We start from the raw sequence: 12,302 nt of genomic DNA on the forward strand, positions 1-12,302 counted from the left end.
TCCAAGGTGAGGCGCATTTTCAACCAGGGAGCGACCCTGACACCCTCAACGAACGCGGATCAGATGACGCAGTCTGCAAGTTATGCTTCCCATATGCCGTCAGCGCGAATTGTGCGGTCCAGGTCGCGCGCCGGTGAGTCCGGAAATTGGCAGGAATTTACGTCCAGCAAGGAGAGCAATGCGCAGGGCGGCTGGGTGTCGGACGGCTATAGGACCAGCCATTGCGCGCCCGGCTACGGCCTACATTACAACAAAACGCACAGTTTCGGCTATTATGGCGCGCTTTGGGAGAACATCGAAAAGCCCCTGATCCTCGACGTTCTTCGCCCCTTGAGCGGAGCGAGCCGAAACTGCCTCGATTTCGCATGCGGAACAGGTCGCATCGCCGAGGTAGCCGCCGGCCTCTTCAGCGAGGTGGTTGGCGCCGACGTTTCCAGAACTATGCTCGACAGCGCTCAAGTACCGCCCAATGTGAGTTTGCGTCACGTCGACGTGACAAGGGAGAATTTGGGTATGACGTTCGATGTGGTAACCGCATTTCGTTTTTTCCTGAACGCAGAGGATGAACTGAAATGGCATGCACTGAAAGCGATCAATGAGCACCTGAAAGATGGCGGGCGGCTTGTGTGCAACGTTCACATGAATGCGACGTCGCCCGTCGGCCTGGCGTGCCGGCTGCTCAATCGAGTGTCTGGACGCACAATTCGCCACACGCTGAGCGCAGCGAGGTTCAAGGCCCTCCTGACTGCCTCGGGATTCACCGTCGAGCAGACGATACCGTACGGTTACCTGCCTCGGCCGGGAAACCTGTTGCCAGGGTTCTGTGAAATGATGATGCAGCCTGTCGAGAAGGCCTGCAGAAGGCTTTGCGTTCCTGGCCAGCTGGCGCAACACTTCCTGGTTGTTGCGAGGAAGCGCTAAATCCCGAGAAAGCCCCGAAAACGGCAGGCAGCGGTTTTCTTGGGGTGGCTCGCCCGGCATGAAACCCCGTCTAAATACGGTGGAACGGCAGTTTTCCCCCGATTTAATATGTGGGTTCCGGGTTTCTCGGGTCAGCGCCACGATTTTGCTACATTTTGACTAAAGTCCAATCATGTTAGTGGGGCGTAATATTAGAAGGCTAAGGGGATACGCTCCTGAACAGCAAGAGATTGTCCGTGCCCAGTGGGGCCAGTGAGCTTGCGCAACGATCTCTCACGGGAGGTCGAAACCCATGAACCCTGCTGGAAGGAGTTCGTCGGATCTGCGAGGCGCAATGCTTGGGACCGTGCCTGGCCTGGTAGGCGTCGGCGTCTTCTCGGCAGTCATAAACCTTCTCGCCCTGACCGGCTCGGTCTATATGCTGCAAATTTACGATCGCGTTTTACCTTCGCAGAGCGTTCCGACGCTTGTCGGGTTCACCATCGGAATGCTGGGTCTTTACGCTGTCTACGGGCTGCTGGATTTCGTGCGGCTGCGCCTGCTGGTTCGAGTGGGCAATCGTGTCCATAGGAATTTGAAGCAGAGGGTGTTCGGCCTCTCGCTGTCCTTGCCGCTCATTGGCGGGCAGGATGCGAACCGGATACAGCCCCTCCGTGATCTCGATCAGCTACGCGGCTTCCTTTCCGGAATGGGGCCGACTGTTATATTCGACGCTCCGTGGATTCCATTTTACCTGCTGATCATCTATTTCCTGCATCCTGCGCTCGGTCTGTTGTCCACAAGCGGTGCGATCATTGTCGTGCTGCTCACGGTCATGGCGGAAGTTCTTGGCCGCACATCGGTGACACGCGCGTCCGAGACGCTGGTGTCGCAGCGCAATCTCGCCGAATCCGGACGCCGCAACGCGGAGGTCGTACGCGCGATGGGCCTTTCCGCACGGCTTGCCCACCGCTGGGGCGAGATCAATAACGCATATCTGAGGCACCAAGAGAAGCTTTCCGACGTCGTCGGCGCCACCGGGGCACTCTCTAGGGCACTGCGTTTGGCCTTGCAGTCCTGCGTTCTTGGACTGGGTGCCTACCTGGTGATAGGAGGCGAAGCCTCGCCAGGCGTGATCATCGCATCCTCCATCTTGCTGGGCCGCTCATTGGCTCCTGTTGACGCCGCTATCGCGAACTGGCGAGGCTTCGCCGCGTTCCGGCAAAGCTATTCGCAACTGGCAACGGCCCTGGCCGCTTTTCCTGACCGGGACGAACATATGGAACTTCCGCGCCCCCAAGCGGAGCTTGCGGTCGAGGACCTGACTATAGCGCCACCGGGCCAGCAAAAACCGACGGTAGCCAATGTCAGCTTCCGCCTGGCTGCAGGGACGGGAATGGCCGTTGTCGGCCCGAGCGGTTCTGGCAAAAGCACGCTTGTGCGCGCGCTGGTGGGCGTCTGGCAGCCACTTCGCGGCACGGTGAGGCTGGACGACGCCTCGCTTGACCAATGGGACCAAGAACACCTTGGCGCACATATTGGCTACCTGCCCCAGGACGTCGAACTGTTTGATGGAACGGTTGCCGACAACATTTCGCGATTTGGCGGGAAGGGCGACGCCAAGGGCGTGCTTGCAGCTGCCAAGGCAGCGGGCGTCGACAAAATGATCCTGCGATTGCCGAACGGTTTTCAAACACGCATGGGCGAGGGAGGAACAGCCTTGTCGGCTGGACAGCGGCAACTCGTAGGGCTTGCAAGGGCACTTTACGGCGATCCGTTTCTTGTCGTTCTGGACGAGCCGAATTCAAATCTGGACGTCGATGGCGATACCGCCTTGGCCGGTGCGATCCTGGCAGTGCGCAGACGTGGAGGCATCGTCATCGTAGTTGCGCACCGTCCTTCTGCCCTTACCAATATCGACAGGGTACTCGTAATGTCCAATGGGATGCTTCACGCCTTCGGCTCACGCGAGGAGGTCCTGGCCAACGTCATCCGCCCCTTTGCTGCGCCTGTTGAACGCCCGGCAGCGGCCGTCGCGATGCACAAAGGGGTGAGCGGTCATGCATGAGGGATATTTTTTTGTCTGAGGCGACGATGGCTCCATCGGCCCCGATCGGCAATGGGAGCCGGCGCAACGCGATTTCGGGCACGCGCGATGGAATCGGGGCCAACCTGATCCTGGGTGCGGCGGTCACGGTTATGTTGCTTGCCGGCGGCGGGCTCTGGCTCGGTCTGACCAAGATTGCTGGCGCGGTAATTGCGCCGGCGACCGTGGTGGTCGAGAGCAACATAAAGAAGGTGCAGCATCTGACGGGCGGCACGATAGGTGGCATCTTCGCGCAAGACGGGGATCATGTACGGGCCGGCGATGTGATGGCACGGTTGGACGACACACTGACACGGGCCAATCTGCAGATAATTAGCAAGGATCTTGATCGGGCAACGGTTCGGCTTGTGCGGCTGGAGGCAGAGCGGCAAGGCCTGTCGGAGATGCAGCTTCCGTTCAGCCTTCAAGCGCGAATGGGCGAGCCGGAACTGGCTGCCTTGGTGAACGGTGAGCGCACGCTGTTCGAAAGCCGCGCTACGGCCCTCAACGGGCAGAAGGCACAGTTGCAAAGCCGCTCAAAGCAACTCGAACGCCAAGTTGAGGGCCTCAAGGCGCAACAGACCGCGGAAGAACAATCCGTGGTCCTGCTGGATGGCGATCTTGTCGATGTACAGGCGCTTTTTACAAAGAAGCTGGTGTCCAAAGAGCGACTTAGCAACATCAGACTGGATGCCACCCGGGCGCACGGAGAATCAGGGCGCCTCGCGGCGGCGGTTGCCGAGGCGCAGGCCAGGATCAGCGAGACCGAACTGCAGATACTTCAGCTCGATGAACAAAGGCGTAGTGACGTAACGAGCGAACTTCGTGAAACGGAAGCCAAGCAGACCGAACTCAGCGAGCGCAAGGTTGTGGCACAGGACGAACTGGCCAAAACCACCATCCGCGCTCCGCAATCGGGAACGGTACAGGAATCTTCCATTCACACGATCGGCGGCGTGGTTGCCGCGGGCGAAGTTCTGATGATGATCGTCCCTGACACCGGCAACCTTGTGGTCGACGCGCTGATTGCGCCGTCGCGCATAGATGACGTTCGTCCAGGTCAGCGGGTCTCGATCCGGTTTCCGGCTTTCGACGCCGGCACCACGCCTGCCTGCCAAGGGTCTGTCAAGCGCATCTCGGCGGACCTGATAAAAGATCAACAGCGCCAGCTTTCTTATTTCTCGGCGCGCATCAATGTCGAAGACAAGTCCACATGTCTGACCGATGCCAAAGTGCTCAAACCCGGTATGCCAGCGGAGGTTCACATAAGTACGGACGAACACAGCGTCTGGTCTTATCTGCTGAAGCCGCTTACCGACCAGATGTCGAGGGCTTTCCGGCAATGACATGGCGGGGCTGTGGGCGGTCGACCGCGGGCACACTGCAGGCGTGCTTGCTGACATACTGGCTGGTAGGCGACGTGATGCCGGACAGGGGTGACGCCGGCGGACGACGCGCGAGCTCGTCTGGGACATTGTCCCGGCTACAAGGCCCCAACAGGATTTTCCTGGCCGCCTCACCAAGTCCTGCTCCGACAACAGCGTTAGCGTCCTGTCATCTTTTGCGCAACAAAGAGCGCATACCGTTCCACGATCATCGACAGGGGCAATTGCCTCACGAGGAGAGGTTCTTTGCCCCTACGACGCGGCGAGGGCCCTCCGGCGGACACGGCGTGCGGCATGCACCGTTCGGTCTGCAGTCACCGCTACATTTGCCACGTCAGATGTATGCGGCAAGGCGTTCGCGCTTCCATGCGACCTCTTGTAGGGCAGCAATTCCCTGACCCGAGCATTGACCGAGGCAATTTCGACCCGCAAGTCCTCACATTCCTGCCGTCTCACATCGAGTTCAATCTGATCGGACGCCTGCTGCATGGACAGTTGCGCAAAATCTGCGGTGATCTTGGAAAGGTTCACCTTGTTGGTTTCGGCCTCCTCAGCGAGTGCGGCCAACCTTTCGTCAGTCACCTGTTTTTCCGCCAGGGCGTCGCTCCATTGTAGCTGGAGCCTGGCGATCTCGGCCGCGGCCTCGTTGTTTGCGATTGAGGCGAGTTCGAAGCGCGATTGGAGGCTTTGAACTTCTGAGCGCAATCCTCGGTTCTCAGCCTGGCAGCGTTGAAGCTCGCCATCCATGTCCGCCCGCATAATCCTGGCTGCTTCGGTCACCTCCCATAACTTGGCCTGCGCAACCTCGAGTGAGGTGTGCAATTTGATTGCCTCTTTTTCGCTCTTGCCGAGCGCACTCAGAATTTCGGAATTTCGCGCAGCTTCGTTGGCATGGATCGTCGAGAAGGCATCCAGCCTATGCCGTGCCTCTTCCTCCCGCTTCATGGCCTTTTCCAGGTCAATAGACAGGCTCACATTTTTTTCACGCAGCTGTTTGTTCTCTCGGGAGCGCCTGTCGGCCTCGACATTTGCGGCGGCAAGCATGTTCGTGAGGTCGCCAAATTCCGCTTCGTTCTTTGTGGTGGTGTTCGCCGCTTCGACCAGCTCCAGCCTTGCCGCGGCCAACGCGCCACGGAGCACTTCACACTCCTGAACAAGGCTTGCCTGGCGCTGCTGCAATGTCTCGATGGTGCCTTGACGCTCACAGTACCGTCTGTTCAGGTCATTGAGTCTTTCCGACAAGTTCCTTTGATCTGCGATCAGATTTTGATTCGCCAGCTCCAGTTCGTTCGCACGGAGAATGTCCGCGTGAAGGATGTGAAAAAACTCGAACGTCAGTTGACATGTGCCTGTAATTTCGGAGATTTTTGCGTTGATGTCCTCGAAATGGAGCTTGGCATCGTGGAACAAGCCGTTAAACGAGCTCACGGCAGCAATTCGGCTCTGCGTGTGTGAGGTCAGCCGATGCGCTGGTATCGGCGAGCTATCATCGTCGTCGCCGGCACCGCCCTCACTCCGTACGCTGTCATCCTGTTCGTTGTTGTCGCCTGCCATGTTTGGCACGTCGGCGACATCCTCCAAATCGAGGCACTGGTCGACAGCGTTAGCCAAGTCAGCTTCGAGATCGTCGAACGACCTCTCCACATTGTCCTCGGCGCGTCTGATCAAATCCCTGAACTTCATGACTTCATCCCCTGCAGCCGCATGCCCGGAACCATTGAGGCACGAGGACTGAGATGCTTTTGTATCGAGAGCTCAACTCAGCGTCTTCGTTCAATCAAACGATGCCAGGGCGCCGGCGCCGCGAGGAGCCGAGAGCTGCGATTGGAAGGCCCTACATCGGTCTAGGTGCCTGCTGACTTATTCTTGAGGACTGCGCGACTCCCCTTCTTGCCATCGTCTTGGCGTCGATGGTGTGTTGCCTGGGCACATTAACGCTCAGGTGCAGAAGCCCCGACGAACGGCCCGGCACAGCCTCTTGTGGGGCGCATCAGGCGGCCGGGCCTAACCGGCGGTTGAGTGTTTTGGTTTGCCGGCTGACTCACCATGCGACCTTGGCGAGGCAAGCGCATCATTCGAACGAATTGGGACCGGCCGCCTGGCCGCCCAATCACACTAAGCTTCCGTTGCCGGAGCTGGCGACGAGGTGCTTTGCCTTGAGCCTTGGTATCTACATACGAAGCGGCAATACGCGCCGGTGGAGCAGTGGTCCGACCCGTCAAACTATCGCTGCAAAATGCGCGGCGGAAGGCATCCGAGGATATTCTCAGTGCAGCGGTAGGAGATCGAACGCGGGCGATCTTGCTGAATTCCCCAAACAATCCCGGCGGATATGAGTTCGGCAGGGACGATCTGGAACCATTGCCACATTTGCCGAGCGGCACAATCTATGGATCATCAGCGATGAGGTTTACCGCAGCACAGTGTTCGACGGCGAGTTCCCTCAATAGCATCCATTCCCGGAATGAGAGAGCGGACGATAATTGTGAACAGCCTGTCGAAGTCTCATGCAATGACCGGCTGGAGGCTGGNCTCAATAGCATCCATTCCCGGAATGAGAGAGCGGACGATAATTGTGAACAGCCTGTCGAAGTCTCATGCAATGACCGGCTGGAGGCTAGGGTGGACGCTTGGGCCGGTCTCGGCATCAGGTCATTTAGAAAATCTTGCGCAATGCATGCTCTTCGGATCGCCGACCTTTATTCAAGATGCCGCAGCGGTGACTCTCGATGAGGCGGTGACGCAGAGATGCGTTTCTTTTCGGACGCCCTTCTGCCGTTGATGTTGACCATTGCTGTGCGGATGTTCGCCGGGATATGCGTGAACCTTATCGTCCGCTGCGGCGCTCAATTTGCTTGGGGTTCTTGGAACCGTTCCGAACTTTCTCCTTGCGCCTCCGATCGAGTTGCGCGTGCTCATGCGGGGCGCTGAGGTGTCTCGATCCGCAGTGGCGCGGCCATTATGCGACGAAGCCTATTAGCTTAGTTGAAATTTGTCCCCAGCGGACGGGAACGACGCTTGGCCATGTTAGTTGATGTGAATGGAGCAGCTAAGAAAAGATCTGGCATTGCTTACGCGACCCGGCTTCTGGATAGCTTTCGGCATTTTGTTGCTGCTTTACGGGATTCAGGTCTTTTTTCTAATTCGGGCATGCCAATGCCTTTAGCCTGGAACATCGATCCCCCTAGCTGGAACGCGGTCTGTCCATCTCCCGGCGGCTGCGCCGATAGCGTTGATCAACGATATATTCATTTATAAGCCTGCTATTCCCGGGGATGCCGAGGTTGGCAGCGCCTGCATCGTTGAATACGCACGTGGCGCTCCCCTCAAGGTAGGTGGTTACCATTCTCGCGCTGCCGGTGAGCATTGGAGCCCGCACTGTGTTGGACGTGCGCTCATGCGTCGGGAAATTTCTTATAGACAGGGGAGGGTCTGTCAGGCTGGAAAATCACAAGCTGCCCTGCGAATGAGGAAGCAAAAAAGGTGCAAGACCAGATCGATTTCTTCCAGGCAACTCGGTCCTCGCATCATCGCCGATCAGCGGCCGTGCCGTCGAGAACCAAAATGCGCACGATCTCAGCCGGTCGGCTTCGACCAAAACATGCGGACTACCGGGCGGGGACAGTCGGTGCCGCGTCCCGTCCTGTGGCCGGCGCTATGCTGACGCTCCTACGGTATCCCGTTCACCGCCCGCGGCAGGAGGGCGAATTTCCTCCGTCCTGCGCGCGACAACCGTCCACTGTTGCGGCCGCACGCAGGACTGCGGCTTATACGCCGTTCTTCCTTTGAGCGGCGTCCAGTTCGCAGGGCTAAATCACCATTGGTATGCAGACGAGCCTCTCGGCGTCTGGACAGAGATCAATTGCGCTTTGCACTAGGGTTCCTGGATCGTAAGCTCCAAACACGCTGCAGTCGCCTGATATGGTCCACTACGTTGGCCGGCTCATACGGCTTCGCAAGGTGCGGGCCTTCCTGACAAAGGTCGCCCGCCGCGATCGCAGTTCGTTCCACTGCGGCAGAAAGCACTATTTTGACCTCGGGCTTGTTCTCGCGAACCCACTTCGACAGTTGGAACCCGTTCATGTTGCCCGGCAGGTCAACGTCACACAAGACGGTGTCCACACCGAACTCCGCATAGTTCAACGCTTGTTGCGCCTCACGTGCGAAATGGGCCTCAATCACCCTGTAGCCACAGTGGCGGAGATAGTCCGCGATGACGCATCGGGCGATGACGTCGCCGTCAACCACGAGGATCGTTTGGCTCTGTTGGTTCGGGGCTTCCATTGACGGAGAACGGTCAGCAACCGGCAGGGTTCCACGCATCATGACCTGCGCGGGATGCCGACCGAAGATCGCGGCGAGATCCTGCACGAAATGATCCCTGCCGGCGGGCGCATTCAATTCAGCGGAGCGATGCCGCACTGGTGACGCCGTTTGCCACCTGGTCGACGAGACGGGCTAGAAGGCATGGTCTCGAAGCTCAAGGGCAGTCCATATCGCAGCGGCAAACGAGCGCTTGGCGCAAGATCAAGTGCTTTGAGGAAAAGGAAATGCAAATCATCGGTGCACAGCGCGAGCGCGGCAAAGCTACCCAGGTGATCATGGCTGAAAAGGGCCTCTACAAAGGCGGCGCACTCGTCAACTTCAATGCCGCTGAGCGGCAAGCGCTTTGGGATCGTGTCCAGGGCAAGGTTGGCGGCCCGGTCCCGAAGGGACATAAAAAGGAAAAGGCCGAGTGGCTGAAGCCCGGACTGGTTGGCTGGGTCGAGACCCTCAAAGGCGAAGAGAAGCTGCGGCACGCAAGGCTGCTGGATTTCCGGGAGGATGATGCAAATGGCCATGCCTAAGAAAGATCAGGAACGCGCCACCTACGCCTGGATGTACGGCGCCCAAGCGCGCAAGGATGGCAAGGAGCGTGAGGTGCCAGCTTACTGGCAGGAACATGCCGACGCGTGGCTGCAGGGCTTTGACGGTGTGGCGATGGACGGTTTTGGCAAGACCAAAACCGTCAACAACGAGATGGAGGCCGAGGTCGACGAAGCTGCCGTCGAGCGCCCCGACGAATAGCCATTTTGCCGTATGCCGTATGGTCGTTTTTAATTGGAGAAGGGTTTCGTTGGGCCTATAAAGATTGCGTTTACCATTGCCTTTTTAGGGAGAATGCGATGGTTGCAACGCCCATAGAAATCGCTCAAGCCGCTACTGCGACTACGGCCACCTTGCTGAAGTGGCAGAAGTCCATGGAGGAACGCGCCACGTTTCGCCAGAACATGGATCAATCGCGCAGGGCGATTCAAGCCTCACGCGATCTGCTGAAGCGCCTTCGCCAACGTCATCGCGACGACATGGCGGAAAGTTCGGAAAATGCCAACCCGTCTACTGTGCCGATATCGCAACGCGCCGGCAGCTAGCGGGAGGCGACCAGAGCCGATGTGAAGGAGAAAGTTTCAGTGGGCTGTTCCTGGGGTCGGCAACGAAGTTTAAGCCTTGTCAACCAGCGACTTTTTTCGCCCGCGTGGAAGCGCCACATGTCTTTCGACAAGGCGCACGTGCTCGGCCTCGACAGTCACCAATGGCCGGAGGCTGACGGTTACCTTGTCCCCGTCGATGCGTGTGACAGGGCCGATCAATTCCATATGCTGGCCAATCACAGTCTTCCAAGTCGAATCGACAACAGAATGCGGGAAGTCGTAGGAGGGGATCGTCACGCTTATGCGATCGGGCGTCACCCGGCCGCGCACAATCGCCGTGACTGCGACCTCGTCGCCAACTTTGATACTTCCCCGAGCGACGCCCAAGACTTTGGAGTAGCCGGCGCCGGCGTCAAGATGAGGGGGAGCTAATAAAACCCCTCCGCGCCGCGATTGTGACGCGGGGCGATCCGATCGCCGCCAGCGACTTAGCAGACCAATTGACGACAGGGGCCGAGAAGCCTGGCATCCCTGCCGACCAAATCAACGGCGAAATCGAAAGCGTCTTCGAACTGCTCTTAGAGGTGATGCGGCGCGAGAGTTGCGCGAGGAGAACCAGCCCGGAGGCTTCTCCGGGGCTGTGCCGGTCCTGTCCCGTTCCAGCGGATGAACTGCGCCTTCTGGCCGGTGACCGTCTCAATCGACTTCAACAGGGGTCCATGGGCCTCAGGTAGAGCTTGGCAGTGCTCCCTGTGGTACGCCAGGAGCGGCCCGGCGATGCTCTTGTGCAGCGCTTCGGCTGCCGCCAGGAAGCGCTCGATTTCAGCCCGGGAAAGCTGTTCGGAAGGTTTGNTGCTCTTGTGCAGCGCTTCGGCTGCCGCCAGGAAGCGCTCGATTTCAGCCCGGGAAAGCTGTTCGGAAGGTTTGTTCTGGCCATTGGCGCTCTCCATTGAGGGCATCGCCGCAACGAGGACCATAATTCTACATGCCAGGCCGTCTGACAAGCGCCTCGCCGGCCTTACCCGAAGGAAGACGCAGGGCCACGGCGCCAAGCGGAGCCATCAGGAGCAACCCGCAAAGATGAGCAACGGCAGGCCCGGCGACCTCCTTTGGCACACGGGACAAACAAGAAGGGCGCCGAGCCTTACCGGCGCTGCTTTGTGAGGGAGACGACGCCGGATGATGAGAGTATGCGATCATGCTAATGTCTGCGAACCATGCGAATGAAGGAAAGCCGCGTGGCAGTGCCAATCAACGACGTTGAGACCAAGGTCGGCGGGTGCGATCAGGTTCGGACCATGATGACGGGCTGGCGGGCCTGCACATGGTGGTGGCTACCGCGCTACCGCCTTGCTTTGCGCCAGCCGGCGGCCCATGCCTCTGCCTCGCTGCACAGCCAGCGCTCGCTGTACTGAAACTGATCGTCGTCTTCCAGTAATGCTCCTGCCCTGGAACGTGATAAATCGCTCATCGGTACTGGTGGAAATGTTGCCCTTGATATCGCAGCTCCCCGCGCCGGCCGTGCGGGTGCCACTCAGCCAGCCAGCTGGGATGAGCCGGTCAGGGAACCATCACCAGCGCCGGCAGATATTGCCGTCGCCACATCCACCGCCCCTTTGCGGTCTTGCGCCAGCGGTCGGCCTGATCCGCACCTTGATGACGCTGGACTTTGCCCACGCCCTCTCCCCCGAGTGCAGAATGCTTCCAAAGCGGTAGCGAGTCCAGACCGGAACATTAGCGCCGACTAACGGTTAGTTCGGCAGTGTTCCGAACCGTGATTGGTAGAGCGGGTAGTGTGCTGAGAGTTCTGCAAATTCGCTGAGAGGGGGCGGTCATGGCAGGCTGGTGATGTTCAACGTCANGATTGTTCACGTCACCTGATTCCCGCGAAGGAACGCCACCATGACCAAGACTGAAGTTAAGACCGCCAGCGCTGCCGTCAAAGACATTCTGCTTTCGAACCCGGATGGATTGCACGAAGTGCTCCGTGCGGTGATGCAGGAGGTGCTTGAGGCCGAGATGGACGAGGCGCTGGGGGCCTCGAAGAGCGAGCGCACGNTGCTTTCGAACCCGGATGGATTGCACGAAGTGCTCCGTGCGGTGATGCAGGAGGTGCTTGAGGCCGAGATGGACGAGGCGCTGGGTGCCTCGAAGAGCGAGCGCACGCCCGAACGGCTTGGCTATCGCTCGGGCTATTACGGCCGTACCCTTGTGACGCGGGTCGGCAAGCTCGAGCTGCGGGTTCCGCAGGACCGGGCCGGGCGCTTCTCCACCGAGCTGTTCGAGCGCTACCAGCGTTCCGAGCGGGCCTTGGTNCAGGGCGTGTCGACCCGCAAGGTGAAGGCGATCACGGAAGAACTGTGCGGCCATGCCTTCTCGGCCTCGTCGATCTCGGCCATCAACAAGCGGCTGGACGAGAGCCTCGCTGCCTTTGCCAGGCGCCCCCTTCAAGAGCCGTTTCCTTACCTCATCCTCGATGCGCGCTACGAGAAGGTGCGTGAAGCCGGTGTTGTCATGAGC

12 protein-coding genes are annotated in these 12,302 nt (G+C 59.2%); 10 read left to right on the plus strand and 2 right to left on the minus strand.

What is annotated here, in order from left to right:
* Positions 1 to 6 precede the first annotated feature (6 nt).
* The 3 genes from X726_RS150425 to X726_RS150415 all read left to right on the plus strand — a co-directional run bounded on the left by X726_RS150425 (position 7) and on the right by X726_RS150415 (position 4,332).
* Entirely contained in the window at positions 7 to 921 is a 915-nt protein-coding gene (locus X726_RS150425; RefSeq protein ID WP_245260773.1) for a class I SAM-dependent methyltransferase, read from the plus strand.
* Between the two features lie 334 nt (positions 922 to 1,255).
* Complete coding sequence (locus tag X726_RS150420) at positions 1,256 to 2,968, plus strand: type I secretion system permease/ATPase (protein WP_023670910.1); 1,713 nt, start codon at positions 1,256 to 1,258, stop codon at positions 2,966 to 2,968.
* Positions 2,969 to 2,994: 26 nt separating this feature from the next.
* Positions 2,995 to 4,332, plus strand: coding sequence for an HlyD family type I secretion periplasmic adaptor subunit (locus tag X726_RS150415; RefSeq protein WP_023670911.1), 1,338 nt, complete (start codon positions 2,995 to 2,997; stop codon positions 4,330 to 4,332).
* Between the two features lie 291 nt (positions 4,333 to 4,623).
* Here X726_RS150415 and X726_RS150410 read toward each other — a convergent pair whose 3' ends face one another.
* Positions 4,624 to 6,054: a hypothetical protein gene (locus X726_RS150410; RefSeq protein WP_023670912.1), complete on the minus strand. Its 1,431-nt coding sequence runs from the start codon at positions 6,052 to 6,054 to the stop codon at positions 4,624 to 4,626.
* Positions 6,055 to 6,925: 871 nt separating this feature from the next.
* On the opposite strand from X726_RS150410, the gene X726_RS1000000169160 reads away from it, so the two are divergent.
* Entirely contained in the window at positions 6,926 to 7,153 is a 228-nt protein-coding gene (locus X726_RS1000000169160) for an aminotransferase class I/II-fold pyridoxal phosphate-dependent enzyme (RefSeq protein ID WP_084013534.1), read from the plus strand.
* 1,076 nt (positions 7,154 to 8,229) lie between these two features.
* Here the strand turns inward: X726_RS1000000169160 and X726_RS150405 are convergent.
* Positions 8,230 to 8,742 carry a response regulator gene (locus tag X726_RS150405; protein WP_023670913.1) on the minus strand — a complete coding sequence of 171 codons (513 nt, stop codon included), beginning with the start codon at positions 8,740 to 8,742 and terminating at the stop codon, positions 8,230 to 8,232.
* A gap of 53 nt (positions 8,743 to 8,795) precedes the next feature.
* Between X726_RS150405 and X726_RS01000000167105 the strand changes: the two genes are divergently transcribed.
* The 6 genes from X726_RS01000000167105 to X726_RS01000000167115 form a co-directional block, all read left to right on the plus strand.
* Positions 8,796 to 9,218 (plus strand): hypothetical protein, encoded by a 423-nt coding sequence (locus tag X726_RS01000000167105; RefSeq protein WP_245272132.1) that lies wholly within the window; start codon positions 8,796 to 8,798, stop codon positions 9,216 to 9,218.
* On the plus strand, positions 9,205 to 9,438 hold the full coding sequence (locus X726_RS150400; RefSeq protein WP_023670915.1) for a hypothetical protein: 234 nt from the start codon (positions 9,205 to 9,207) through the stop codon (positions 9,436 to 9,438). The genes X726_RS01000000167105 and X726_RS150400 overlap by 14 nt, the downstream gene beginning before the upstream one ends.
* 98 nt (positions 9,439 to 9,536) lie before the next feature.
* On the plus strand, positions 9,537 to 9,782 hold the full coding sequence (locus tag X726_RS0135540) for a hypothetical protein (protein WP_023670916.1): 246 nt from the start codon (positions 9,537 to 9,539) through the stop codon (positions 9,780 to 9,782).
* Between the two features lie 117 nt (positions 9,783 to 9,899).
* Complete coding sequence (locus X726_RS1000000172400; protein WP_023670917.1) at positions 9,900 to 10,214, plus strand: hypothetical protein; 315 nt, start codon at positions 9,900 to 9,902, stop codon at positions 10,212 to 10,214.
* An 806-nt stretch (positions 10,215 to 11,020) separates the two neighbouring features.
* Complete coding sequence (locus X726_RS1000000171155; protein WP_156932541.1) at positions 11,021 to 11,197, plus strand: hypothetical protein; 177 nt, start codon at positions 11,021 to 11,023, stop codon at positions 11,195 to 11,197.
* 487 nt (positions 11,198 to 11,684) lie between these two features.
* Positions 11,685 to 12,302, plus strand: a 618-nt coding sequence (locus X726_RS01000000167115; protein WP_023670920.1) for an IS256 family transposase, incomplete at its 3' end; no start/stop codon positions are given.

Origin of the sequence: Mesorhizobium sp. LSJC285A00, from assembly GCF_000503155.1 — a bacterium.
In the GTDB taxonomy this organism is placed as follows: domain Bacteria; phylum Pseudomonadota; class Alphaproteobacteria; order Rhizobiales; family Rhizobiaceae; genus Mesorhizobium.

Excerpts from the sequence above, each read along its gene's own strand:
- X726_RS150420 (WP_023670910.1), top strand. The coding sequence starts at position 1,256 with ATGCTTGGGACCGTGCCTGGCCTGGTAGGCGTCGGCGTCTTCTCGGCA.
- X726_RS0135540 (WP_023670916.1), top strand. The coding sequence starts at position 9,537 with ATGGTTGCAACGCCCATAGAAATCGCTCAAGCCGCTACTGCGACTACG.
- X726_RS1000000169160 (WP_084013534.1), top strand. The coding sequence starts at position 6,926 with ATGAGAGAGCGGACGATAATTGTGAACAGCCTGTCGAAGTCTCATGCA.
- X726_RS1000000172400 (WP_023670917.1), top strand. The coding sequence starts at position 9,900 with ATGTCTTTCGACAAGGCGCACGTGCTCGGCCTCGACAGTCACCAATGG.
- X726_RS150415 (WP_023670911.1), top strand. The coding sequence starts at position 2,995 with ATGGCTCCATCGGCCCCGATCGGCAATGGGAGCCGGCGCAACGCGATT.
- X726_RS150400 (WP_023670915.1), top strand. The coding sequence starts at position 9,205 with ATGGCCATGCCTAAGAAAGATCAGGAACGCGCCACCTACGCCTGGATG.
- X726_RS150410 (WP_023670912.1), bottom strand. The coding sequence starts at position 6,054 with ATGAAGTTCAGGGATTTGATCAGACGCGCCGAGGACAATGTGGAGAGG.